The 22,373-nt window shown below is 55.5% G+C and carries 25 protein-coding genes; 12 read left to right on the top strand and 13 right to left on the bottom strand.

The window, feature by feature from the left end:
- The first annotated feature begins 29 nt into the window (after window positions 1-29).
- From ACNQP3_RS13715 to ACNQP3_RS13705, 3 genes are all read left to right on the top strand, one after another.
- Window positions 30-779: an SIR2 family NAD-dependent protein deacylase gene (locus ACNQP3_RS13715; protein ID WP_264317221.1), complete on the top strand. Its 750-nt coding sequence runs from the start codon at window positions 30-32 to the stop codon at window positions 777-779.
- 276 nt (window positions 780-1,055) lie between these two features.
- The gene (locus ACNQP3_RS13710; protein WP_264317220.1) at window positions 1,056-1,442 is read left to right on the top strand and encodes a hypothetical protein; all 387 of its coding nucleotides are present in this window, start codon (window positions 1,056-1,058) and stop codon (window positions 1,440-1,442) included.
- Window positions 1,443-1,627: 185 nt separating this feature from the next.
- Entirely contained in the window at window positions 1,628-1,969 is a 342-nt protein-coding gene (locus ACNQP3_RS13705; RefSeq protein ID WP_063914665.1) for a hypothetical protein, read from the top strand.
- A 152-nt stretch (window positions 1,970-2,121) separates the two neighbouring features.
- On the opposite strand, the gene ACNQP3_RS13700 is transcribed toward ACNQP3_RS13705, so the two are convergent.
- Both ACNQP3_RS13700 and ACNQP3_RS13695 read right to left on the bottom strand, forming a co-directional pair.
- On the bottom strand, window positions 2,122-3,168 hold the full coding sequence (locus ACNQP3_RS13700) for a DUF4062 domain-containing protein (RefSeq protein WP_264317219.1): 1,047 nt from the start codon (window positions 3,166-3,168) through the stop codon (window positions 2,122-2,124).
- A 136-nt stretch (window positions 3,169-3,304) separates the two neighbouring features.
- The gene (locus ACNQP3_RS13695; RefSeq protein ID WP_264317218.1) at window positions 3,305-3,496 is read right to left on the bottom strand and encodes an MbcA/ParS/Xre antitoxin family protein; all 192 of its coding nucleotides are present in this window, start codon (window positions 3,494-3,496) and stop codon (window positions 3,305-3,307) included.
- 1,203 nt (window positions 3,497-4,699) lie between these two features.
- On the opposite strand from ACNQP3_RS13695, the gene ACNQP3_RS13690 reads away from it, so the two are divergent.
- A complete protein-coding gene (locus ACNQP3_RS13690) occupies window positions 4,700-6,466 on the top strand; it encodes an SIR2 family protein (RefSeq protein WP_264317217.1) in 1,767 nt (588 codons plus the stop codon).
- 55 nt (window positions 6,467-6,521) lie between these two features.
- Here the strand turns inward: ACNQP3_RS13690 and ACNQP3_RS13685 are convergent, their stop codons facing one another.
- The 3 genes from ACNQP3_RS13685 to ACNQP3_RS13675 form a co-directional block, all read right to left on the bottom strand.
- A complete protein-coding gene (locus ACNQP3_RS13685) occupies window positions 6,522-6,719 on the bottom strand; it encodes a hypothetical protein (protein WP_416469803.1) in 198 nt (65 codons plus the stop codon).
- A 664-nt stretch (window positions 6,720-7,383) separates the two neighbouring features.
- Complete coding sequence (locus ACNQP3_RS13680) at window positions 7,384-9,069, bottom strand: hypothetical protein (RefSeq protein WP_264317215.1); 1,686 nt, start codon at window positions 9,067-9,069, stop codon at window positions 7,384-7,386.
- On the bottom strand, window positions 9,066-9,962 hold the full coding sequence (locus ACNQP3_RS13675; RefSeq protein WP_264317214.1) for a hypothetical protein: 897 nt from the start codon (window positions 9,960-9,962) through the stop codon (window positions 9,066-9,068). Before ACNQP3_RS13675 ends, ACNQP3_RS13680 begins: the two co-directional genes overlap by 4 nt.
- 129 nt (window positions 9,963-10,091) lie before the next feature.
- Here ACNQP3_RS13675 and ACNQP3_RS13670 point away from each other — a divergent pair, with 129 nt between their 5' ends.
- A complete protein-coding gene (locus tag ACNQP3_RS13670; protein ID WP_264317213.1) occupies window positions 10,092-10,853 on the top strand; it encodes a competence protein CoiA family protein in 762 nt (253 codons plus the stop codon).
- A 287-nt stretch (window positions 10,854-11,140) separates the two neighbouring features.
- Here the strand turns inward: ACNQP3_RS13670 and ACNQP3_RS13665 are convergent, their stop codons facing one another.
- The 3 genes from ACNQP3_RS13665 to ACNQP3_RS13655 all read right to left on the bottom strand — a co-directional run bounded on the left by ACNQP3_RS13665 (window position 11,141) and on the right by ACNQP3_RS13655 (window position 13,086).
- Window positions 11,141-11,509, bottom strand: a complete 369-nt coding sequence (locus tag ACNQP3_RS13665) for a histone-like nucleoid-structuring protein, MvaT/MvaU family (RefSeq protein ID WP_264317212.1) — start codon at window positions 11,507-11,509, stop codon at window positions 11,141-11,143.
- A 72-nt stretch (window positions 11,510-11,581) separates the two neighbouring features.
- Window positions 11,582-12,760, bottom strand: a complete 1,179-nt coding sequence (locus ACNQP3_RS13660) for a hypothetical protein (protein WP_264317211.1) — start codon at window positions 12,758-12,760, stop codon at window positions 11,582-11,584.
- Entirely contained in the window at window positions 12,760-13,086 is a 327-nt protein-coding gene (locus ACNQP3_RS13655) for a hypothetical protein (RefSeq protein ID WP_264317210.1), read from the bottom strand. Before ACNQP3_RS13655 ends, ACNQP3_RS13660 begins: the two co-directional genes overlap by 1 nt.
- 293 nt (window positions 13,087-13,379) lie before the next feature.
- Here ACNQP3_RS13655 and ACNQP3_RS13650 point away from each other — a divergent pair, with 293 nt between their 5' ends.
- On the top strand, window positions 13,380-13,712 hold the full coding sequence (locus ACNQP3_RS13650; RefSeq protein ID WP_264317209.1) for a DUF7693 family protein: 333 nt from the start codon (window positions 13,380-13,382) through the stop codon (window positions 13,710-13,712).
- A gap of 313 nt (window positions 13,713-14,025) precedes the next feature.
- Window positions 14,026-14,457, top strand: a complete 432-nt coding sequence (locus tag ACNQP3_RS13645; protein ID WP_264317298.1) for an SH3 domain-containing protein — start codon at window positions 14,026-14,028, stop codon at window positions 14,455-14,457.
- A gap of 6 nt (window positions 14,458-14,463) precedes the next feature.
- Here the strand turns inward: ACNQP3_RS13645 and ACNQP3_RS13640 are convergent, their stop codons facing one another.
- Together ACNQP3_RS13640 and ACNQP3_RS13635 are read right to left on the bottom strand one after the other, a co-directional pair.
- Window positions 14,464-14,673: a hypothetical protein gene (locus tag ACNQP3_RS13640; protein ID WP_264317297.1), complete on the bottom strand. Its 210-nt coding sequence runs from the start codon at window positions 14,671-14,673 to the stop codon at window positions 14,464-14,466.
- Window positions 14,674-14,833: 160 nt separating this feature from the next.
- A complete protein-coding gene (locus tag ACNQP3_RS13635) occupies window positions 14,834-15,043 on the bottom strand; it encodes a hypothetical protein (RefSeq protein WP_264317208.1) in 210 nt (69 codons plus the stop codon).
- A 255-nt stretch (window positions 15,044-15,298) separates the two neighbouring features.
- Here ACNQP3_RS13635 and ACNQP3_RS13630 point away from each other — a divergent pair, with 255 nt between their 5' ends.
- The 4 genes from ACNQP3_RS13630 (at window position 15,299) to tnpC (ending at window position 18,062) form a co-directional block, all read left to right on the top strand.
- Complete coding sequence (locus tag ACNQP3_RS13630; protein WP_264317207.1) at window positions 15,299-15,688, top strand: NUDIX domain-containing protein; 390 nt, start codon at window positions 15,299-15,301, stop codon at window positions 15,686-15,688.
- Window positions 15,689-15,800: 112 nt separating this feature from the next.
- Window positions 15,801-16,133, top strand: coding sequence for an IS66-like element accessory protein TnpA (tnpA, locus tag ACNQP3_RS13625; RefSeq protein WP_009684096.1), 333 nt, complete (start codon window positions 15,801-15,803; stop codon window positions 16,131-16,133).
- The gene (gene tnpB, locus ACNQP3_RS13620) at window positions 16,130-16,465 is read left to right on the top strand and encodes an IS66 family insertion sequence element accessory protein TnpB (RefSeq protein ID WP_009684097.1); all 336 of its coding nucleotides are present in this window, start codon (window positions 16,130-16,132) and stop codon (window positions 16,463-16,465) included. Before tnpA ends, tnpB begins: the two co-directional genes overlap by 4 nt.
- A gap of 61 nt (window positions 16,466-16,526) precedes the next feature.
- Entirely contained in the window at window positions 16,527-18,062 is a 1,536-nt protein-coding gene (gene tnpC / locus ACNQP3_RS13615) for an IS66 family transposase (RefSeq protein ID WP_009684098.1), read from the top strand.
- 33 nt (window positions 18,063-18,095) lie between these two features.
- Here the strand turns inward: tnpC and ACNQP3_RS13610 are convergent, their stop codons facing one another.
- The 3 genes from ACNQP3_RS13610 to ACNQP3_RS13600 form a co-directional block, all read right to left on the bottom strand.
- Entirely contained in the window at window positions 18,096-18,629 is a 534-nt protein-coding gene (locus ACNQP3_RS13610; RefSeq protein WP_009684099.1) for an NUDIX hydrolase, read from the bottom strand.
- Between the two features lie 92 nt (window positions 18,630-18,721).
- Window positions 18,722-19,573, bottom strand: a complete 852-nt coding sequence (locus ACNQP3_RS13605) for a universal stress protein (RefSeq protein ID WP_264316680.1) — start codon at window positions 19,571-19,573, stop codon at window positions 18,722-18,724.
- Window positions 19,574-19,584: 11 nt separating this feature from the next.
- Window positions 19,585-21,072 (bottom strand): SulP family inorganic anion transporter, encoded by a 1,488-nt coding sequence (locus ACNQP3_RS13600; protein ID WP_009684101.1) that lies wholly within the window; start codon window positions 21,070-21,072, stop codon window positions 19,585-19,587.
- 519 nt (window positions 21,073-21,591) lie between these two features.
- Here ACNQP3_RS13600 and ACNQP3_RS13595 point away from each other — a divergent pair.
- A complete protein-coding gene (locus tag ACNQP3_RS13595; RefSeq protein WP_264317206.1) occupies window positions 21,592-22,284 on the top strand; it encodes a DUF421 domain-containing protein in 693 nt (230 codons plus the stop codon).
- The last annotated feature ends 89 nt before the right edge of the window (window positions 22,285-22,373 follow it).

Below are 22,373 nucleotides of genomic sequence, written 5' to 3'. Positions count from 1 at the left end.
TGGGATAACGAATTTCGGAGCACCCACCCATGGCAATCAATGCTATCGCTCAGCGTTTGCGAGAAGCCAAGCGCGTCGTTGTTTTCACCGGCGCTGGCGTTTCGGCAGAAAGCGGTATTCCCACCTTTCGTGATGCGCTGACAGGCTTGTGGGGGCGGTTCGACCCTGCCCAACTGGCGACCGCCGCAGCCTATCGAGCCGATCCAAGTCTCTGCTGGGGATGGTACGAGTGGCGCAGGTGCATGGTTCTCCAGGCGCAGCCGAATGATGCGCACCTTGCTATTGCAGAGCTCGCCCAGCATGTGCAAAAGCTGACGGTGGTGACGCAGAACGTAGATGATCTGCATGAGCGGGCTGGGAGCCAGGGAGTCATCCACCTGCACGGTAGCCTTCATTCGCCTCGGTGTATCGACTGTGGCATTGCGCACGAAGCGTTACTCGCCTGCGATCAAATGTCCGAGGATGGCTGCCGCGTCGAACCACCGCGGTGTCATTCATGCAACGGGCACATCAGGCCGGGCGTCGTTTGGTTTGGCGAGATGCTTCCAGAAGCCGCGTGGCGCGCTGGTCTTGAAGCGGCAGAGGATTGCGACCTGTTCTTTTCGATTGGTACCTCCGGCAACGTATTCCCGGCAGCAGAGCTGCCGCTTCGGGCCTTGAGTACGGGGGCGTCAGTCGTGCACATCAATCCTGTGCGTTTTGAAATCAGTGACCAGGAACATTTCCTCCAAGCGCCGGCTTCCGTCATGAGGACGTTGATCAGCGACGCCTTCAGCTGAATCTACTGATACGCGCAGTGCTTATTCGGTACACGCAAGTCACGGCGACTTCGGAGCGGTTGCCCGCAAAACATCGCGAGGAAGGCACTCGCCCCGTTGACTGACTGAATTACAATGGCCTGGCAGAAATCGGCTCGGCACAGCCACTGCATCTGACCGCGACGCACAGCTACGGTACCGAGAACCTAGGTGCCTGTGACAGCCTGCCCGCTCCCCCTCAACTCTCGCCCACTTGGCGAATGCCTGCTAGCAGGCCATCATCCATATGGTTAGATCATGGAAGTAGTCACACTTGTACACGTCACCCTCAACCGAATCGGCACCGCAAGTGAGTCAAGAGGATTGAGAACAGGCGCTAGCCGCCAACGGAAGTTTACAGCAGAGGTCACTGACTCGGCCCCCGCAGCGCTACGCGATCTGGTCATTGAGATCGCCGAGGCCAACGGTGAATCAGAGGGTAGCCTTGAGAAACTGACGCTCTCACGTCACTACGCAGCTGCAGGCGAATCTACCTTCGACATCCAGGTAGGTAACACGTATCACGGGACACCCTACTGCGTATGCCAAGTGCAGGCAGCGCTCAAAGCAAACGGCCAATACTTCGAGCTTCGGGCGATTGACGTGCAGGGCTTTGCGCCTTATGCCGCTAACACTCACGAATGAGCGGATGCGCTATTGCGGCGATTTGAGTCGCCGCCCCTTCTTCTAGTTACCTGCGACCATTCCAGGCAGTGCCAGGACGAGGCTTGCTCTTAGTCACGCGAATAATAGGAGCGCCACTTGAAGTGGCGGCCTATCGCCACTATCTCTATTTAGCCCCAATTTGCGGGTATAGAGAGCAACCAGCCATGACAACATTAACCCGGCAAGACTTGCAGTACGACTATGTGTGGACGACTAGCCCGGGCGACAATCCGAAGCTGATCCACGATGACGGCCACCATCTCAGCCGAAAAGAGGGTTATGAGATGATCCGTTTTCTGAATAACCTCGGCATGGCCAGCGATGGTACTGAGTTCGTGTACGGCAGTGGAAATGACCTTACTAAAGAAGCTCGGCTCCGAGTTGAGAAGATGCTGAAAGTTAACCTAAAAAGCACGTCGCCTGGACGCGGAACCGTGCTCAAGTGGATCAATGAAAAGTGGAATACGATCGCAACCGACTTCCAGCCCCTCAAAGCCAAGAAGTGACTGCGAACACCAGCCGGCGCTAGCAGCAGGCCGGCAATCTTGTGTGCCTGAGACGCCACGCAGGCATCAACAATAGTGCCTCCTCCTTTCCTTCAGCGAGTTGACGCCCCATCTGCTCCAGGGCCTGGCAAGGCTAGCTCGCGAACAGACTTTCACATGGACATTTTGCGCTCAAAGCGGAACATCACTTCGTCCAGCCAGTGTCGGTATGCAGCCGGTGTAGCGGGAATTAGGAGGCTTCGCTCCTCCAGGCTTTCGGTTGAGCGGAACGGTGTCGAGATGCTGTTGGCTGGGGTTGCTGGAGGCTCCGCAAATAGCTTGTGGCCAACGCCATAGAGGCCAATCTGGAACCACCCACTCTTCTCTTCACTCAACAAGCTGAACGCAGCCTCCGCCCCCTGCCTGACCTTGGAGGGCGAAAGGTAGAAGGAGTCCATGATGTTTCGCGAACTGGAGGTGTTAGCGAGAGTTACCGTCAACCAACTCAGCCCACTCTCATGATGCCGCCACTTCAGGTCTGCGGTATCAATCCCGGTCTGATCAGCAGAGTCGAAATCCTTGTAGCCGCCTTTTATTGAACCCAGCCCGGCCTGGCAGAGCTTGAGAAAGAAAGCTTCATGCTGAGTATGTGCGAGGCGCAGTGTGCCCAGAGTTTCGGGTTGCGGAAGGAAAGCCACCTCCAAGCGAGCTTCGTGGTCGTACCCACCCCAGCGCCCATTGCCATTGCGCAGCTGCAGACGCTGCACGAACTCCTGTTCAGTAATGGCCTTACGATTTACAGAAAGCTGGTTGAGGCCTTGGATGATGCCGTCATACAGCTCTGACTGATCGGAGAACGTCACCCGGAACAGACCATCAAGGTAGTCCGATACCTCCCAGGAGAATGCTTTCTGGCGTTCCTCCATCTCCACAGTTTCGAGGAAGGCCAGGATGGGTTTGCCTGAGGCCTTCGCACGCCGGAACTCCTGCTGAGTGACGGATTCCCCTGTCTCCGTCTGATAGCCGAAATTGGCACCTAGGATCAGCACTACGACATCTGCCTGGTCGACCTCAGTCATGCACGCATGCTGTGAAGAGTACGGGCGCGCTCCGAAGTCTTCGCACATTACTGGCGTGTGCCCCAGAAGCGTGATGGCCTTCCGGGCCGCAGCTCGGTACTGCTCAAAACCACTGACGACCGAGCTAACAAATACCTTCATTGTGATCCCCCATGACTGACGGCTGTGCTGTGCAACTGTATGTTCTCACAGGGGCTGATGCCAAGTGCCCTGCCCCGCACATTGAGCACTCGCTATGCCATCTGAACCTCGGCTTCACTCACCATTAGGATCTGTTTCAGGAGCCATACCCATGTTCGATCTGACTCAGCGCCTCGATCACACGCAGCGAGCTTTGGTGATCATTTACGAAGTCGATTGCAGTCAGCCCACCGAATAATTGCTTGGGCGTAGCCAACCACACCGCAGCTTTGGCTTTGTCACCAAACACCTCCTCAGCCTTAAGCCATACCACATCGATATCCTGCATTCGCCATCCCCGCTTGTGATTTTTCCCGACGTACTAACCCGATCGGCCCTCCGGCCTGGAGAGGCGGCCCAGAGTGCGCATCAGCAGCCCTCGCCCCACCAAGAGTAAAAGTTAAGCTGCGACGCGAAACACACCGCGATGAAGAGCAGGCGAATCGCACCGCGGACGCGAAAATCCTTAGCGCAGGCGGTGAAAGATCTGAGGATACCTAGCGCCTTGACAGTTTCACGAGAGCTGCCGCACCATTCGGCCACAGGTACGCCTACAGGTGCCTGAGCCGCCCGCTGGCCAAGTGAGAACACTGTAAGCAAAAATCTGACGAATTCCCAAAAATCTAGGGCCTGAGCGGGCCAGTGCTCCGTATTGGATTATGGGATAGCCATGTCTAAATTACTTGCTCCGTTACAGCCTCTCACCCCTGAGCTGCTGCATAAAATCAAACGCGAAGCCAAGCTTCTTAAGCGCAAAAGCCAAAAGACTTTGCGACATAGAGCATGCTTGGGCATCGTCGCGCGACGCTACGGTTTCGAGTCATGGGAGCGCTGCCAGGAATCATTCCAGGAAGCGTTCAAATCGTGGCGTGACCATAGAAGAGACCTCTGTGCAGCAGCATTTGCGGACAAAAGCCGGTCGTACTACTTCGTTCAGATGCATGATGACTTTGAGCGCAGCTATTTTAGCCACTGGGTGGGATGGTCGGATGACGGGTATGAGCTTCGGGTGCCATCTAAGGTCAATCCCGCTTGGTTTCTCCATCTTTTCAGGGAATCCAGGGCAGAAACGCTTTACGTGATCGAGACAGAGGAAGACTACAATCGCTGGACGCTTTTCTGGCATGGGCCAGCACTGGTTGAGTGCGACCTCATGCTATCGGAGGAGCCTCGATTCTTGAGTCCTGAACCCTCGTATAGCCGTCCTCGCTTGACGTAAATCGCAACGAAGAGAAAGGCCCGAATCACTAAATTCGGGCCTTTCATCGTATCAGTCAGACCAGGACAACGGCTTAAGCAAGTTGTCTTCGATTGCGACTCCTCAATGTGCCTTAATACCTGCCTATCAATGCGATGGCAATTGGGCAATCACTCTGCGCACCAATGGCTGCGTCGGTGATGGCCTTTGGCTAGAATACAGTCCATCGAGGATAACGCTGGCGACTTCATGATTTTGGCAATCGCCCCCAGAACGCAAGGAAGATCCCATCCCATGATCGCCAATGACCCTACTACCCAGCTTGCCTTCTCGGCATACGAGAACAAAGGCGTGTACGCACTACTCCTGGGGTCAGGGGTGTCACGCTCCGCCGGCATTCCGACCGGCTGGGAGATCACGATGGAGCTGGTCAAACGCGCCGGTATCGCCTCAGGGGTAGGTGAGCAGGAAGACTGGCATGCTTGGTATGTAGGTCAGACAGGAGAGCAGCCAAACTATTCGACACTGCTTGAGACCTTGGCTGGGACGCAAAGCGAACGCAGAGCTATTGTCCAAGGTTTCCTGGAGCCGACAGCCCAAGAGCTGGAAGACGGGTTAAAGGTACCTACCCGGGCGCATCGAGCTATCGCAGAAATGGTGCGCGCTGGGCACGTGCGTGTCATCGTCACGACCAACTTCGACAGGCTGATGGAGAATGCACTGCGTGATGCCGGCATTGAGCCCACGATAGTGAGTTCAGTCGACACTTTGGCAGGGGCCGAACCGATCACCCATTCCCAGTGCTTTATTCTCAAGCTTCATGGCGACTACAAGGACGCCAGAATTCTGAATACGGATGTTGAACTGGGTGACTACCCTGCCGAGTTCAACATCTTGCTCGACCGCATCATCGATGAGTTCGGTCTGATCGTCGCCGGCTGGTCAGGGGAATGGGATCATGCCCTGAGGGCCGCGTTTCTTCGCGCGCCTTCCCGCCGCTATCCAACCTACTGGCTCGCTCGAGGAGGTCTATCTGAGCGCGGCCAGGAGTTGGTCACACAGCGCCGCGCATCGGTGGTCAGTGGCACTGACGCAGATACGTTCTTCGAAGCACTTGCACTGAAGCTTGAGACCATTGGGCAATCCCGCCAGCCCAACCCGGCAAGCGTCGAGCTCATGATTACCATGACAAAACGATTCATGGATCGCCCTGAGCATAGGATCCAGCTCGACGACTTGGTAACGGCCCAAACTCGGCAGACGATTTCTGATTTCGCCCCTCTTTTCGCAGGAGGGGGTGACGTGAGAAATCAGGCGTTCAGTGACTGGGTTCCGGAGTACGAGGCCACTGTCGAACCGATCGCACGCATTGCTTCGGTGTTAGGCCGCTGGGGAACGGGAGAAGAGCTCAGTCTCGTACTGGATGCAGTCAAAGGATTGTATGCCGAAGCGCACAGAGAACAGTCAGGCTATACCCATTGGCTAGCACTGAAGGACTATCCGGTAATGTTGATCGTACTCGGCTATGCACTCGGGTTGACCCGTGCTAATCGCCTAGACGTTCTTTTTCGCCTGCTCAGCTCAACCGTGATTAACCATCGTGAGCAGCCAAGCCTGGTGGGTTATGAACTGTCTCCGTTCTATCTGGAGGCCGGCAATGGGCTACTGACGCACTGGAAAACCCTTGAGGGTCAAAGCAATGCCCGCACGCCGCTATCCAATCGACTTGCCAGCCACATCAGCTGTAAATGGGCGCCATCGTTCGCTGGCGTGCAGAATCCCGAGCTGCTGTACGAGCGCTTTGAGTTTCTGAACCTGCTGTACTTCGTTCAAGCGAACGGGGTTAACGAAGAAGAGCTGAATAATCGAATCCAGCAGAATCAATTCCGAAACATCGCGATGGGGCGTCTATCTTGGCACTCGGAGACGATCTCTCGCTTTAGTCAGGAGTACTCTACGCCAGAGTTCAGCGCGCCGTTGCTTGCTGCCGGCTTTGCGTTTGGCAGTGAGAGCTACCTCCAGAAATTCCTAGAGGGTTTGGCGCGATTTAGCAGGTGGTAAAGACGCCTCATCAGAGCGGCGCCATCAACTAATGCTCCCATCATCTGTTGGGCCATCAGTGAAGAGTGTCGTCGCGCCGCCCCATCACCCGCTGCTGGAATTCAGAGACCGCCTGGAAGAGACTCTCAGCCTCCAGGCGTAAACGTTCAAGCTCGTCCTCAGAAGCCTTCGCGGCCTGAGCCTCGTAATAGCGCTTCATCGCATCCAATGCCTGGATCATCAGCGGATTGCCCGGCTCCAAAATCGAGAACATGTGCTTGCTCACTCGCCTGAGTTCTCCGTGCATCAAAACCTGAGCCCCTAGAGACCCAGCAATCCAAGTTGACTGCCCCCAGGTCGCACCGCTGCTCAATGCCGCGACCGCCTCCTGATATCACCTAGGATGCATAATGCGCGTTATGTCAGGGCATGACTCGACGCTTCATGAAATCGTTCATCGACCGCAACTCCAAAGAGAAAGCCGTAGGGCAGGCGCTTTTGGAACTCGCACAGAACGGCTACGTGCCCATCGCGCCAAAGCCCGCCGACTAGGCCTTCGAGATAGCAAACAAATACAAGCGTCAGGCGACAAAACTACGACCAGCCGAAGACCCAGCGTCTGATCCAGAGGGCACCTGATTGCCCCGCTCCCCTAGGAACGACTTAGGTGATCCCACAACGCAGCATAGCTTCCTCCAGCACGCAGAGAACTTGACATGATCGCTTTTGATTTGAACACAAACGACGCCGAGGCCCTGCTTCGCCATTGCGAGCAATTCATCCCGAGATCGGGCGACGCCCGGGAAGACCGTCGTTTAGAGGATGCTCTCCTCACCTTGGCGGAAGCGCTGAGAGCTCACCTCGAGTCTGAGTGATTTCTCAAGTCAGGCCCTCGCCCCTGGATTACCCCCGTCAACTTTCCTAGTTTTTTGGTCGACTCAGGGAATAGCCTGGTTGGTAGCGCACTTCTGGAGATACCACGTTGGCAGCGGATGACGATGCATCCTGGCGGAGATAGCGACCAGCACATCCCATGGCGTGTTGTTCCACTCAAATTCATTCGCCGCCGCGCTTTGTGTTGGCAGGTGCAACGATGCGATCACCTCCTGCTCCGGCGTTTCGCGAAAATCCGAAATGGCCCGAGATACGCCAACCGTATTCAGTGACGTTCTCGAGCCTGTGAGTGTCTGCAATCCGGTACGGGGATACCAGCGCTCCATGGTCACCCCTTTGAGCTGGGGCACGATGCGGCTCGATAGCTTGTGAAGGGTTTCCCGGTCGCCCAGCATTGCGGCGACGGTGGCCAAAAGCGGTATCCAAGTCGTGGTTTTGAAGAAGCGACCGTGACGCCCTTCCTTGCCAGTGCGGAGCGCCATTGCGTCTTCTAGATCGTCAGTGTCCACGGGCATGTAGTGATTATTTCGGAGCGCCGCGCTAAATCGGTCGACGCACTCGCCCAGCATCGTCCTTGTGTTGGCTGTATCGCCTTCTGCGAACAAGGCGGCCATCGCGAGTGACATGTCGATAGCTTGACCGTCGTAGACAGGCAATTGGCACGCTGGATGTACGCTCATGAAGCTGATCAGCTGTACATGAAGCAATGCACGCTCCGATTCGTCGGCATCGATTGCCTGGGCCAGGAGTAAGGCCGTGCCCAAACGCCCAAGCTCCTCGCACACCAAGTCCATATACAGCACGTGATCTGGGCGGTACCGAAGAACCTTCCGAAGGTTAAGGAGTGAGGGGAAAATCCGTTCGTAATACCGGTTGAGCGCGCTTAAGTGAAGCCTCGCCAGGGTCTCAAAGCGCTTGAGAAACTGTTTATCCTGCTGGACACCGAGCGTGATCGCCTCGCTCCACAGTCTTAACAGCAGATATTCGCCGGCGAGCACTCCAGGCTTCTGATTATTTTCAGTCTGGCCCCACACTAGGAGCACAGCCCAGCCCATTGCCGCTGCGGCAGCGCGTTTCAGAAACCGTTTTTTTCGTGTGTTCGCTGAGCCCTCAGCGGCCCCATCAGGTGCTGCTACACAGTCCTCAACAAACCTGATGAAGCGACTGAAGGATGCTTGCGTATCTTCTAGCCCGGCCAGGGCTGCTCTGAGATCCGATTTGCCCCTGTCTAGAAGCAAGGCATCATCAAACAGATGCTGCTCAATGAGCGGACTGAGTCGATTGATGCCCCAAAAATCCAACGAGCACAGCGGGTTGATCTCAGAGACTTCTTTGGTGAGCGCGGCATAGTCTGACTGTGCGTCTTGCTTAAGCTCACCATTGGAAACGACGACGATCGTTTTCTTGCATCGTCTCAGTTTCGCCGGCAATCGATTCTGGATGTATTCCGAGGCAGCCTGGCGCACGCTGGGCTGGATCGCCTGCTGACCGCTGTAGAAGTCGTTGCGGCTTACGTTGCCAAACTTGATCACGTACAGGAATGCCTCCACTGTTCCGTCAGCGTCGGTAAGGGTGGACAGAACATCGACCCCGCCTTGATTGACGCCAACCTGTGGGCTGCTTTCGACCGAGTGCCCCATGGCAATCAGGAGATCGGGCAGAAGCGCGTCCAGTTCTTCTCGTTCGCGTAGGCCTGATAGGTAATGAGAGAGGACTAGCTGGATGCTCATTCGTCAAACCTGTTCCAGAGTGAGTTCATCATCAGTGCGTAGCGCAGTGGGTCGGCGATCCAGGTTTGCGGCAACTCAAGACTCATCTCATGAGTGAACATTGGAACAGTCATGTCGGTAGCCTCGCCATTCGCCACGTACTCCATGGCGATGCTGGATGCGTATTTGAAGTGCTGAGCTGTGACCGTACCGAACAACGAATGCTCATGCGCATGATCTGTCACCGTGCGGCTTTCGTTGCGGCGTAAATATCGGAAGCTGCGCTCCATCGCAGGGGGCATCTCAAGCTCGGTCAGATAAGGAAGGTCTTCCAGTGCGGTACCGGCAGCGACGAGTCGCTTCAAGGCGTCCTGCGCTATCTGTGAATGAGCGAACGGTGAATTTTCCGACTTAAGAAGGCGCATGCAGGTGCCTGGATACTCCGAAGTCAGGAGGCCGACAATCGTTGCGGTTGTGCTTGTGAGCCGCGAGCTAGTGGGTAGATCTTCATTCAGACTGAGAATCCAGCCGAGGGACACAGGCACCGGCACATTCATTACGCACATGCGGCTGGCTGCACTTATGGAGGATAGCTCCAGCCCCTCAGGCAACTGAAACCTCAGCAATTCTGAGTGCTGCAGGTAGCGGACGCTGACATGATGAAGCAATGGCTTGCTGATCCCCACGCGCCCCAGCTCCCCGATCCATCTACAAGCTGCTAGAGGAAAGAGCCTTGTTTCGGCGATGCGATGGAAGCAGTCGTCGGCCTCTTCATTGAGGGTGTCGAGGTCAATCCCGCTCTCCTCTGCCTCGCTCCAGAGGCCAAAGAACCGGTCTAGCAATTTCTCGCCGTTAGCCTGAAGGTCTTCGGTGTACAGACGCAGATAAAGGTCGTGAAACCTCATCATATCCATGTGCCTTCATCTCCTGTTATAAGAGCTCAAATAGGCCCTGTAGGTTGCCCGGAATTGATCGGTGCGCTGATGCAGGACGACTCCCCAAAACTATCTAACTACGGCCTCTAATGGTGGCCAAGCGCCTCATTGAACGACTCACGCTACCTTGAAATGCCCAACTACGCCAATGCTCCACGGAACAGGATATCAACAGTGCTTCCAGATGCATTAAATCGTAACGAGGAGCCCGTCTGGGCTGGCGAATTCAGCCATGAGGAATGGGAAGGCCTGAAAGCCCAGAGCCTTAGTGACCCCTTTGCTTTCAAGATGGCCTGCTGCAACGCCAGGGCGGTGCTCAAAACCAGCATCAATGGTCTCCAGTTCTTCGCGCATTATTCTGACGAGTGCGCCACCGCTCCCGAAACGATCTGGCACATCGAAGGCAAGGATTTAGTCTTCGGCGCCCTGAAGTTTTTTGGAGTGAAACCTAGAAGTGAGGTGCCTGGCGGTACAGCTAAAGATCGGTGGAAGGCCGACATCTATTTTGAGATTGGAGAACGAAAGATTGCAATCGAGCTCCAGCGATCGTACCAACACTTGCGCGACTATGTCCGTCGGCAAGAGCGCTACGCTCGGTATGGGGTGGAATGCTATTGGCTGGTTCGTCCGGAAGCAGCTAGATCGCTGATGAAGTCGATCATGAACAAGCGATGGAAGGAGGAATTTGAGCGCAAGATGCCGCCATTTGGTCATATGATCAACACAACCTCCGCCTTCTACTTCGGGATCCTCACGCCAGATGAAGAAATGAGTATTGTCTCCCCGGGGCTGGCCCTAAATCATCTAGAGTTCCTAGCGCATGTCATCAATAACGATGTGCATTGGAATGGTCTGCAGTGGTCGGTTTGACTGACATAGTGGAGCCATTAGCCTGAAAGAAATGTGCCGGCTAATTGCGCCCCTAACTTCATCCGCTCCACGCAGGCTTTCGACTGGAGCGCAATCAACTCAGTCAGACTTGCTACTTCTAGAATGAGAAATTGGCGATACTCGTTAGGTCGACGCAGAACCCAAAGTATGTCCAGATCAGCTGCAGTAACGCGTGTCAGCAGGTGCATCGAGCAAACTCACCGTGCAAGAAATCTAACCTCGCCCCAAAGCCCTGCTCTCAGGGGCTTTTGATGGCCACCTTGATCTTACTTGGCTACCCAGCCTTCAACCTCATCGGCACCGTACTGGGCTTTCCACTCTTTCAGCAGCTTGTGATTGCCGCCCTTAGTCTCGATGATCTCACCGTTATGAGGATTCTTGTACTGCTTAACCTGGCGAGCACGACGCGGTGCCTTCTCTGCAGCGGTAGGAGTAGCGGCGCGGCGACTGGATTGGGGATCCAGGAGATTGATGATGTCACGAAGGCTAAAGCCGTACTTATTCAACAGATCACGCAGCTTTGTCTCAAACTCGATCTCTTTCTGAAGCTCACTGCTGCCCTTCATAGCTTCCAGCTCAGCCAACTGGGCTGCCAATTTTTGCTCAAGCTGTCTGAACTCTGCAAGACGCGACATGTGCATACTCCGTAATGTGTGGATAATCTTGAGTGAATCCTAACGCATTTTAAGTTCAAACCCAAATTAAAATCAGGGCCACCAGTCATCGACTTGCTTACTGCTGCTCCAGTAGCCGTATTCTGAGTTCGGCAAATCCACGGACAGCTCAATAACTTTAGAGATATCCACTTTTAATGGATCAAGCAGCTGAACTTGTTGTGTAGCCCAGCTAACCCACATCGCCAATGACATTTGACTTGCTTCATCCTTAGACGAAGCTTCGACTGTCGCCTGGATGAATGCTCGCAGCCGCTGAGCGCGCTCCCAGCTTTCTAGATTTTTCATCAAACTCTGGCGCAGCTTGTCCAAGCGACGCTGCTGGTCAATTCCCTCTTTGCGCACCCGCTCCTCTTCTGCCCATCGGCGGCGACTAGCTTCATCGGATAATCGTTGGGCTTTCACGGAAGCGGCAATACGAACGAAACCTGTCATGATCTGACCAAGCTTCGACTCAAGCTTTCCTGTCTTGCTGTCAGTCCAAGTTTTTTGAATGAGAACCTCGGATCGTGCATCGACGATGAGGGAAAATACGCCAGTGGGCTCCCACCCAAAGCGAGCCGCTCTCATCGCGGTAACGTCAGGCCTCCATTGCTGCCCAGGCTTGAAAGGTTTCGGAGGGGGCGGTGGAATATCGAAGCGTTTTATCCGCTCCTGGATCGTGATCAGTAGCTCCTCACCGTCAACTTGCACGAAGCCACCGTTACCACTAATACCCCAGGTGTACCCCGACGACTCACTGGCTTTGATCAAGCTGTCGTAGAGAAGCGCGCAGCGATCCACTTCATTCCGGGATATGTGCGAGTTCAATACCTTTGTTTTGTCGAATACCAGTGCACTGTTGAGCTCCTTTGCCTTCCTCACTGCACTTAGCCATTTTTTTACCAACGGATGGGGGTCAGATAACTCCGTTGGCACGATCAAAATCTTAGGGTCGTTGACTACATTCTCTGGCTTCAGCCTGACAGCTTTCTCGACATTTAGAACGTGAAACGTGACAGGTGTGGTAGAGGCTGGAGGCTTTGGACGACGCGTGCGTTTAGAGACTGGTTTGGCCCAGTGACCCCGGGCTGGCAACGTAATACCCGCTTTGCGGCAGGCCTTCGACAAGCCCACATCCGAGACACCAATCTCCTTAGCGATGACCAGAACGGGTCGCTCCCAGACCATCTCGAATAGCTGTTGAGGTGTGAAGCTCTTTTCGACATACATTACTCACCCTTTGTGTCATCCAAAGCGTTGTACCAATCAGCGTATGGCGAAAGGTCTACCCGACAGCGAGTGTAGTCCGGGCTACCGTCGTCCCACCAAACGGGCCCCCGCTCGCCCAGTTCTACCTTGGCAGCATTCACTCGCGCACGCGCAGATTTGAGCATGCTCGAATCGTCAGCGCGCTTGGCACGCTTGACCTCCCGCCGGGCATCCATCAGGTCATGCACAAGGCATTGCCGCTCTTGCTCGGTCAGTGAAGGGTTCGTGCAGCGCCAGAGCTGACCTTTGACAACAAAATAGCGTCCGTCTGGTGTCGTTGGGTGCATAGAGCAGATCTCGTGAGCGATACATCAAGGACACCAGAGATGACTCAACAGCTGCATGCTAGGGGTAGAAGGACGCCACATGGGCTGAATTCTCATTCGTGAAGGCAGCGCAGCCTGCCGGCTGAATGCACGAGATGAAGCAAGTCAGCTTTCACTAGCGCCACGGAGCACATTTGTACTCCTGCCTCTTGCATTCACTTCAACCGCCAACTTCCCCGACCCTGCGTGCTTTCCGGAGCACCTTTCACACAGGTTAATATCGGTGGCTGATCACTGAGAGACATAGGCAGCGTATGACTGAACATAACCAGCACGACGCACCATCAGGCGCGTTGACGGCGCGGGACGTCTGCCAGGTGTTGCGAGAGGCGGTGTTCGGGCGCCGGACAATGACCAAGATTGGCAGCCAGTCCTGGGAGCAGGTGTACGCCTGCCATTTCGAAGTGGATGTAGAGGGGTGGCGGATCACGATCTACAACGACTGTGATGAGCTGGGCTACTGCGAGCAGTGCGTTAGCCCGGATGGGCAGCGCTGGGATTTCGATCCTGGTGACCGGACAGATCCGGTTGCCCTGTTATCGACATGGGAGCATCAGAGCCTGGAGCACATGTTGAAAGGCTTGTAGAGCGTTTAGGGCGTGGCCTAATAGGCCCGACAGTCGTGAACCGAGCCATCGCCTTACGACGACTCGGCCCTTGGGTGGCCGTTTATCAGCCCGGCGCGCTCCGCTTGCGGACTCTCATTTAGTGATCTTTCGAAGGCGGCTGCCGCTGCAATCAGCCTCACTCCGCTAAGCTGAATAGCATCGGCGAGGGAAGATGGAAAATTGCTCGCCAGGCCCCAGCCGGCCTCTTCTAAAAAGGACAGATACCATTTCGAGGGTGCAAAGGATATGCGCAAGAAAGGTCAATTTTCTGACGCTGCTAGTTCTCCTCGTGATGATCTGGGCCATTGGCAAGAAGGATTCGCCTAAAACTGAGCCATCAGTCAGCCAAGAACCGGTTAGCACTTTGGCCGCAATCTCATCACCAGAACCACAACCTACACAAGCCTTGGCACCTGAGCATTTCGTCAACGCGGACAAGCTGAATCTGCGCGCTCAACCGGGTGGGAAAGTGATTACCAGCCTCAAGCGCGGGGAGAAGGTTCAGGTTTATGAGCAGAAACAGGAATGGGCGCGTATTAGCCTGGACGGCCAGCCGCAACGATGGATCTCCTACAAAACCTCTGTAGTGGCTCGAACTGCTTTGTCACCTCGCAGCCCAGAAGGGAGCGCCCTGCCCCGCAGCGAGTTCGAAGCTCACCACCTGAATATGGATCATCGCGCCCCTGCTCCGCTGGTCGTGTTTGCAAAACGCTATGGCGTGTAACTATTGCTAATGATCGGGCTTGGCTGGGCCGCCAAGGGCGCGAAGCTGATAGTCAGTAACGGCCTGAAACTGATGTTCAGCCAGCAGCCGTAAACGCTCGAGCTCCGCCCCGGTGATGCCTTCGGTTTGTGCCTGGTGATAACGTTTCATAGCCTCTACAGCGTCCGAGTACATTGGATGATCAGGAGGCAGAACGCTGTTGGGATCCTTCGCCATCATGATAGACCTCTGGGTCTATGGGATTAGCTGAACCATAGCCTCAAATAGGTTAGCTTCTGCTGTACTGTTTTCGGACGCTATGCCGGCAGATTTGTTTTAGCGCAGCCTAGCAATCAGGATTGCTATGTTAAGCGGTCTGATGACGGCACATTTAGGATTAGTGCACTGGCTCGCCGAGAGCACCGGCTTTGTGCAGTTGGTAGTCGATCACGGTCTGGTACAGGTGATCCGCCTGAACGCGAAGGCGCTCGAGATCAGCTTCGGGTCGGCCCTGTGCTATTGCCTCGTTGTGGGCTCTGATGGCCTCCAGCGCTTGCTTCAGAAGAGGCTCACCTGCTTCCGTCATTCCCAGCAGTGTTCGCTTCATTTGGGTGCCTCTGCGTCGTTAATCATTCGCTGTCGCGTTCTATAGTATGGGTGTTAGCCCCTTCCGGGGATATGCGATGTGACGCAGCCGCATGGCCAGGTTCCATCGACCTGGACAATTGCTAATCCCACGTATGCTTAAGGCCCGAGGCAGTACAGATATTGGCACTGCCGAGGTCACCAGTGAAACCGTTCAACGCATCGCATGAACTTTGGCGTGCTCGCAAGGCCTTCCCTGCATAGCGGAGGAGCCATGATGAACCAAGCACGAGAAATGCACGCCACTGTCATCTGCCTACAGGAGAGCAAGATTCTCCTTGTACGAAAAGAGGCACCGGAGTGGTCGTTACCAGGCGGGAAGATTGATCCAGGGGAAACCCAGCTCGAGGCTGCGAGCCGCGAATTGCAAGAAGAGACATGCCTGCAACTGACCGGCGCTCAGTTTCTGGGTCACCATATCCTCACCAACGAAGAGCACTGGCTCTACCGAATGACTGTCAGCCAGTCAGCGGCGCCCAGCCCTTCGCATGAGATCGTCGAGTGTCGTTGGTTCGAAGTTGATGATCTGACACACCTATCCCTTAAACCGACCAATCTAGAGCTGCTCAGACGCGAAGGCTTCGTGTTCGAACGCGACCGGAATTGATCTTCTTTTGTAACCGTCCGGCCAACTCACCTTCCTGACCCCGACGCCAAAGGCGATGGTGTCCACCTAATTTAAGTGGACACCATTTCTAGCCTTTTAAGCGGGTCTTTCCATGCAGTCACAACGCCGTTCCTATTCAAAATCCTTCAAGGCCCAAGTTGTCCAAGAGTGCGCCCAGCCCGGCGCATCGATTGCCAGCGTCGCGCAGAAGCACAGCCTTAACGCGAACCTCGTACATAAATGGATTAGGGTACTCACGAACAAAACTATGGCGCTGCAACCTGCTTTCATTCCAGTGCCCTTGCCGCTAGCCGGAGGACATTCGCAGGCAGCTTCATCAAGTATCTGCATTGAAATCCAGCACCCGCGTGGCACCGTCAAAGTGAACTGGCCGACCGAAAGCGCTGTCGCCTGTGCCACCTTTCTGCGAGACCTGTTGGAATGATTCGGATCGATGCCATCTGGCTTGCCACCGAGCCTATGGACATGCGCGCCGGTACCGAGACCGCGCTGGCCAGGGTGATCGCGGTGTTCGGTGTGGCGAAGCCGCACTGCGCATACCTCTTCGCTAATCGCCGTGCCAACCGAATGAAAGTCTTGGTGCATGACGGTGTGGGCATTTGGCTGGCAGCGCGACGATTGAACCAAGGCAAGTTTCATTGGCCCGGCATCCGTCACGGATCGGAAGTCGAACTCGATAACGAGCAACTTCAAGCCTTGGTACTGGGTTTGCCGTGGCAGCGGGTCGGCGCAGGCAGCGCGATCACAGTGCTTTAGCCCCTGCCATTAGCCCATCGGTTTATCGCTGTTGACGACCTGCTCTGACACAATCAGCGGCATGACTTCCTCGCCCAATCTCGACCAGATGACACCGGAACAGCTGCGCGGCTTGGCCGAACAGGCTATGCAGTTGCTGTCCCAGGTCGACTCCATGAGCCAGAAAATCCAACGCCTCGAAACGGTCAACGAGCAACTGGCTCATGAAATCGCCATCCTCAAGCGACACAAGTTCGCCAAGCGCAGCGAGCAACTGAGCCCCGACCAAGGCAGTCTGCTTGATGATCTGCTCGATACCGATATCGCAGCTATCGAAGCCGAGCTGAAGGCAGCCAATCCGCCGGCCGCACCGGCCGAGCCACGTCATAAGCCCAAGCGTGCACCACTGCCGCCGCAGTTTCCGCGAACCGTGATCCGTCACGAACCAGAGAATACTCAGTGCGTGTGCGGCTGCCAGCTTCAGCGAATCGGCGAAGACGTCAGCGAGAAGCTCGATTACACTCCGGGCGTGTTCACAGTTGAGCGGCATGTGCGTGGAAAATGGACGTGCCGTCAGTGTGAAACACTGATCCAGGCGCCTGTACCGGCCCAAGTGATCGACAAGGGCATCCCGACCGCAGGCCTTTTGGCCCACGTGATGGTGGCGAAGTTCGCCGACCATTTACCGCTGTACCGGCAGGAGAAGATTTTTGGTCGGGCCGGACTGCCCATCGCCCGTTCGACACTGGCGCAATGGATCGGACAGACCGGTGTGCAGCTCCAGCCTCTGGTCGATGCGCTGCGTGAGCATGTGTTGGCCCAGGGCGTGATCCACGCCGATGAGACCCCGGTTCAGATGCTCGCACCAGGCGAAAAGAAAACCCACCGCGCTTACGTGTGGGCCTATAGCACCACGCCTTTCTCGGCCCTAAAGGCCGTGGTCTACGACTTCAGCCCCAGCCGTGCCGGCGAACATGCGCGTAACTTCCTGGGCACGTGGAACGGTAAGCTGGTCTGCGATGACTTCGCCGGCTACAAGGCCAGCTTCGAGCTGGGCATCACCGAAATCGGCTGCATGGCCCATGCACGCCGCAAATTCTTCGACCTGCATGCAGCCAATAAAAGCCAGTTGGCGGAGCAGGCGCTTCACTCGATTGGCGGGTTGTATGAAGTCGAGCGACACGCCAAGGAAATGAGCGACGAAGCCCGCTGGCGATTACGTCAGGAAACAGCGGTGCCCATCGCTGAAAAACTGCATGAGTGGATGTTGGCCCAACGCGAACTTGTGCCCGAGGGTTCGGCCACGGCCAAGGCCCTGGATTACAGCCTTAAACGCTGGGTAGCGCTGACGCGCTACCTGGAAGATGGTGCTGTGCCCATCGACAATAACCAGATCGAGAATTTGATCCGGCCGTGGGCGCTTGGGCGCTCGAACTGGTTATTTGCCGGGTCGCTGCGCAGTGGAAAAAGGGCGGCGGCAATCATGAGCCTGATCCAGTCGGCGCGTATGAATGGGCACGATCCGTATGCCTATCTCAAGGATGTACTGATGCGGCTTCCGACACAGCGGGCGAGCGAAATCACGCAATTACTCCCGCAGCATTGGATGCTTGCCTGAGGCAGGCTAAGTGGACTTCGCCAAATAGTCAGCTCAAAGGCTGATTGGCATCAACAATTCGGAAGCGACTTTTCTCAGCATGTAGGTTTCGCGCAGAATTGACTGCCCCATCGAAGACTCGTGACGCTGCATGACGGCTTCATTGTGTGCGATGGCTTCATGCAGGTTGATCCAGACAGGCCGCATACCATTAGCGATTTCGTGGCTTTCCATTCTCACCGGCTCTAGCTGGGGCGCTACTTCGCATTGATAAAAATGCGAGGTCATGTGCATCAGATCGTACTGTGGCTTTTGGTAGGGCCGGTACTCCTCGATGTAACCGTAGTGCTGGAGCACCTGTATTTCACGAGCACCAGTCTCTTCCTCAAGCTCACGCTTCAGGCCTGCGACAATGTCCTCGTCACCATCAAGGCCGCCTCCAGGAAAGCTGAAATCGTTATAGCGCTCGGTGAACAGCAACAGGATCTGTTCACCCCGCATCACGATGCCGCGAGCTGCATGTCGACGGAATACTCTGCCCTGCTTGGATTTCAGCTCGGGGTGAACAATTTCAGTTATGAGTTGCATGTGGTCTCGTAGCGGCAAGATCAGTTAGTCATCGTCCAGGGTGGCCACGGTATTTCCTCAGTTCTGGAAATACTGTGGCCAGTGGAACTGGCTCAGCGAAGCAGCAATAAGGGTACAGTGGATGTACGCAGCATCGTCGTGGTCGTGCTGCCTATCAGAAAGTGCCTGATGCGTGAGTGCCCGTACGCCCCCATGACCAAGAGGTCAATGCCGTGCTCTGCCTGATACGCATGCAGTGTGGACTCTACTTCGCCTGGGCGGATCTCGGAATGCACCAGCGAGCCGGAAGACGCAAGCGTGGTTCGTGCCTTCTCCAGCGCGTTCTGGTTGTCTTCAGAATCCGTTCCAACCATGACGATATGAATTGGCAGGCCTTCGCACAGCGGGCTTGAAGCAAGCATCTGTAAGGTCTTGTGGCCTGTTGCGCTGCCGTCAAATGCCACCATGACCGTTTCAGGTTTCCTGAAATGGCTGGTTGTAATCAGGGTGGGGCGGTGGATAGTTCGGACTATCGCTTCAATCTGGCTGCCAAGACTTTGGGCACTGCGCGTGCTGTCCTCACCGACTCTTCCAATCACCAGTAACCGAATATCGTCTTGGAGATCGCTCAGGCTCTCGACGAGATGGCCATGGCGCTGCTTCATATCAGGTGACATGGCGCCAGAGTGAACTGTTCGCTCGCGAGCTTTTTCAAGCATGTGCTGCCCATGCTCCAACGCCAGTTTTGCCCGCTGCGCATCCAGCATGGCCAACTCTTCCAGCAGATGTTCTCTGCTACCGAGACCGATATTGCCGCTGAGGTCAGCGGATGCAGGATATTTCTCCTTATCCAGCACATGAAGCAAGGTCAGGGGAGCGCTGAGTCGTTGCGAGGCCCATGCTGCGTAATCGCAGACCGCCAATGAGGATTGTGAGTTATCAATGCATGCCATTACGCGGGTCATTGTCGTTCTCCTTAGTGGCTCATGAGCTTGTCGATGGCACCGGGTTTGTCATGCACGCCGAAGCGGTCAACGATTGTCGCGCTGGCTTCATTGAGACCGAGCACTTCAACCTCAGCGCCTTCGCGTCGGAACTTGATCACGACCTTATCCAGCGCTGCGACGGCGGTGATATCCCAGAAATGCGCCTGTGTGAGATCGATGGTGACCTTGTTGAGCGCCTCCTTGAAGTCAAAAACCTCAGTGAACTTGTCCGCAGAGCTAAAGAACACCTGGCCCACGACGCGGTAAGTCCGATGCGATTTCGTCTCTTCAAGAGTGCTCTTGATATCCAGGTAGTGCCCGACCTTGTTTGCGAAGAACAGGGAGGCCAGCAGCACACCTACCAGTACGCCGTAAGCCAGATTGTGAGTGGCCACGACGACCACGACGGTCGCCACCATGACGAGGTTGGTCGACAGCGGATGCTCTTTCAGATTACGCAAGGAATCCCAGCTAAAGGTGCCGATGGACACCATGATCATCACAGCCACGAGTGCCGCCATAGGGATTTTGGAGAGCCACTCGCCAAGAAATACCACCATCAGCAGCAGGAAAACGCCGGCACACAATGTCGAGAGACGGGTGCGGCCACCAGATTTCACGTTGATGATCGACTGGCCGATCATGGCGCAACCTGCCATGCCGCCAAGCATGCCGGCAGCGATGTTGGCCACACCCTGGCCTTTGCACTCGCGGTTTTTGTTGCTGGTGGTGTCGGTAAGGTCGTCGACGATGGTCGCGGTCATCATTGATTCGAGTAGACCCACTACTGCCAACGCAGCCGAGTACGGGAAAATGATGCGCAGGGTTTCAAAATTCAGCGGAACTTCAGGCCAGAGGAAGATCGGGAGCGTATCAGGCAGTTGGCCCATGTCACCGACGGTGCGGATATCCAAACCGAGGTAAATGGCGATGGCAGTCAGCGTCAGAATGCACACCAATGGAGAGGGAATCACCTTGCCGATTTTCGGTACATACGGGAACAGGTAGATGATTCCCAGGCCCGCAGCGGTCATGGCATAGACATGCCAGGTGACATTGGTCAGCTCAGGCAATTGCGCCATAAAAATCAGAATCGCTAATGCGTTTACGAAGCCGGTGACTACCGAGCGTGAAACAAAGCGCATCAACGAGCCGAGCTTCAGGTAGCCGGCAAGGATTTGAAGTACGCCACATAGTAGCGTCGCGGCCAGCAGGTACTGGAGTCCATGCTCTTTTACCAGCGTAACCATCAGCAGTGCCATGGCTCCTGTCGCCGCCGAGATCATTCCGGGGCGCCCGCCGACAAAGGCGATGACAGCACAGATACAGAAGGAGGCGTAGAGACCGACTTTGGGATCTACCCCGGCGATGATGGAAAAGGCGATGGCTTCCGGGATCAGCGCGAGTGCGACCACCAGCCCCGCGAGCACGTCGGCACGGACGTTGGAAAACCACGTTTGTCTAAGTTTTTGCAGCATATAAATATCCAAGGCAAAGCATCGCGCACGCCAAGGGAGTGGCGAGCGAATCGATACAAATTCAAATTTTGAGGATTTTTTGCTGTGTGCTTAAGGTGTAAAACCAGGCGTACAGCAGTGAGCACCCGCGAGCGAGGCTAGCGGAAGCAGGTTGTTGCGAGGGGGCGTAGCGCTAAGGCGGCGTAGGCTGCCAGTAGATCGTTTGGAGTACAGTCATGCTGATGTTCCTGTAGCTCAAGGGGTATGCGGAGCCGAAGTATACAATGAAGCCATCGTCGATTGCGACCCGCTGGCAGGCTCTGCATGACCTACGTCAGATACAGGCTTATTCAATGGGTATACCTGCGGGCAAGGCTTTGTTTTCCACCCGTTCTTGTCCGAGCTGGTCTGTGTGCTGAGGGGTGGAGTTGGCCAGACGGTTACCTTCTTTTGACCTCAAGGCTCTCTACAACGAACGAGTAAGCGCTAGGGAAGCGGCCTGCCCGACGCTCGATCAATAACTAAAAAAAGGAACAGAGAATGGTCACATTCGATCTGCAACGGATGCTGATAGGCGAATTTCCAATGACCTTCCTCCTAGAGGTTGCCTTGCGAGTTTCTGCAGCTTTCCTGGCCGTGTTCTTCTTCTTGAAGTTCAGTGGTCGACGCGGAATCAGGCAGCTCTCCCGATTCGAGCTCGTGGTGATCCTCACCTTGGGCTCAGCCGCAGGCGATGTGACTTTCTACGAAGATGTACCCCTCCTCCCGGTCGCATTGGTTTTCCTCACGCTTTTGCTGCTCTATCGCGGAACCGTCTACATGATGAGGCGCAGCAGAACATGCGAGGCCTGGATCGATGGGTTGCCCATCACAGTCGTAAAGGAAGGAATGTACGAGATCCATTCGCTGCGGAATTTGAACATCTCGTCCAACGAGCTCTTCATGGAGCTGCGCCAACAAGGCGTGGAGCATCTCGGCCAGGTTCGGCTCGGCATATTGGAAACTGATGGCGATCTCAGTCTTTATTTCTATGGGCCAGACGACACCCGGCCAGGGCTGTCAGTGCTGCCAGTTGAACATCGTCCAGAGTACCTTTCGCCGCCGAACGCTGGCCTGCACTGTTGCGTCAGCTGCGGCTTCCCAACCTTCCATGAACCTCAAGACTCAGTCGTGTGTGAACGCTGCGGACATAAAGTCTGGTCACCTGCACTGGATACCTTACGCAACCGCTAGACCACATCCACTCAAGAGCGCGGGGGTTTGACAGGTACAGCCTTCACCGCCGAGTTTATTGACGTCATTTTCACATGCGTTGTGGGAAT

Origin of the sequence: Pseudomonas sp. LFS074 (genome assembly GCF_047978165.1) — a bacterium.
GTDB classification, from domain to species: domain Bacteria; phylum Pseudomonadota; class Gammaproteobacteria; order Pseudomonadales; family Pseudomonadaceae; genus Aquipseudomonas; species Aquipseudomonas putida_P.
The sequence above is the reverse complement of the archived record's forward strand: the minus strand, read 5'-3'. Positions and strand labels throughout refer to the sequence as shown.

Excerpts from the sequence above, each read along its gene's own strand:
- ACNQP3_RS13715 (WP_264317221.1), top strand. The coding sequence starts at position 30 with ATGGCAATCAATGCTATCGCTCAGCGTTTGCGAGAAGCCAAGCGCGTC.
- ACNQP3_RS13710 (WP_264317220.1), top strand. The coding sequence starts at position 1,056 with ATGGAAGTAGTCACACTTGTACACGTCACCCTCAACCGAATCGGCACC.
- ACNQP3_RS13705 (WP_063914665.1), top strand. The coding sequence starts at position 1,628 with ATGACAACATTAACCCGGCAAGACTTGCAGTACGACTATGTGTGGACG.
- ACNQP3_RS13700 (WP_264317219.1), bottom strand. The coding sequence starts at position 3,168 with ATGAAGGTATTTGTTAGCTCGGTCGTCAGTGGTTTTGAGCAGTACCGA.
- ACNQP3_RS13695 (WP_264317218.1), bottom strand. The coding sequence starts at position 3,496 with ATGCAGGATATCGATGTGGTATGGCTTAAGGCTGAGGAGGTGTTTGGT.
- ACNQP3_RS13690 (WP_264317217.1), top strand. The coding sequence starts at position 4,700 with ATGATCGCCAATGACCCTACTACCCAGCTTGCCTTCTCGGCATACGAG.
- ACNQP3_RS13685 (WP_416469803.1), bottom strand. The coding sequence starts at position 6,719 with ATGTTCTCGATTTTGGAGCCGGGCAATCCGCTGATGATCCAGGCATTG.
- ACNQP3_RS13680 (WP_264317215.1), bottom strand. The coding sequence starts at position 9,069 with ATGAGCATCCAGCTAGTCCTCTCTCATTACCTATCAGGCCTACGCGAA.
- ACNQP3_RS13675 (WP_264317214.1), bottom strand. The coding sequence starts at position 9,962 with ATGGATATGATGAGGTTTCACGACCTTTATCTGCGTCTGTACACCGAA.
- ACNQP3_RS13665 (WP_264317212.1), bottom strand. The coding sequence starts at position 11,509 with ATGTCGCGTCTTGCAGAGTTCAGACAGCTTGAGCAAAAATTGGCAGCC.
- ACNQP3_RS13660 (WP_264317211.1), bottom strand. The coding sequence starts at position 12,760 with ATGTATGTCGAAAAGAGCTTCACACCTCAACAGCTATTCGAGATGGTC.
- ACNQP3_RS13655 (WP_264317210.1), bottom strand. The coding sequence starts at position 13,086 with ATGCACCCAACGACACCAGACGGACGCTATTTTGTTGTCAAAGGTCAG.
- ACNQP3_RS13650 (WP_264317209.1), top strand. The coding sequence starts at position 13,380 with ATGACTGAACATAACCAGCACGACGCACCATCAGGCGCGTTGACGGCG.
- ACNQP3_RS13645 (WP_264317298.1), top strand. The coding sequence starts at position 14,026 with ATGATCTGGGCCATTGGCAAGAAGGATTCGCCTAAAACTGAGCCATCA.
- ACNQP3_RS13640 (WP_264317297.1), bottom strand. The coding sequence starts at position 14,673 with ATGGCGAAGGATCCCAACAGCGTTCTGCCTCCTGATCATCCAATGTAC.
- ACNQP3_RS13635 (WP_264317208.1), bottom strand. The coding sequence starts at position 15,043 with ATGAAGCGAACACTGCTGGGAATGACGGAAGCAGGTGAGCCTCTTCTG.
- ACNQP3_RS13630 (WP_264317207.1), top strand. The coding sequence starts at position 15,299 with ATGAACCAAGCACGAGAAATGCACGCCACTGTCATCTGCCTACAGGAG.
- tnpA (WP_009684096.1), top strand. The coding sequence starts at position 15,801 with ATGCAGTCACAACGCCGTTCCTATTCAAAATCCTTCAAGGCCCAAGTT.
- tnpB (WP_009684097.1), top strand. The coding sequence starts at position 16,130 with ATGATTCGGATCGATGCCATCTGGCTTGCCACCGAGCCTATGGACATG.
- tnpC (WP_009684098.1), top strand. The coding sequence starts at position 16,527 with ATGACTTCCTCGCCCAATCTCGACCAGATGACACCGGAACAGCTGCGC.
- ACNQP3_RS13610 (WP_009684099.1), bottom strand. The coding sequence starts at position 18,629 with ATGCAACTCATAACTGAAATTGTTCACCCCGAGCTGAAATCCAAGCAG.
- ACNQP3_RS13605 (WP_264316680.1), bottom strand. The coding sequence starts at position 19,573 with ATGACCCGCGTAATGGCATGCATTGATAACTCACAATCCTCATTGGCG.
- ACNQP3_RS13600 (WP_009684101.1), bottom strand. The coding sequence starts at position 21,072 with ATGCTGCAAAAACTTAGACAAACGTGGTTTTCCAACGTCCGTGCCGAC.
- ACNQP3_RS13595 (WP_264317206.1), top strand. The coding sequence starts at position 21,592 with ATGGTCACATTCGATCTGCAACGGATGCTGATAGGCGAATTTCCAATG.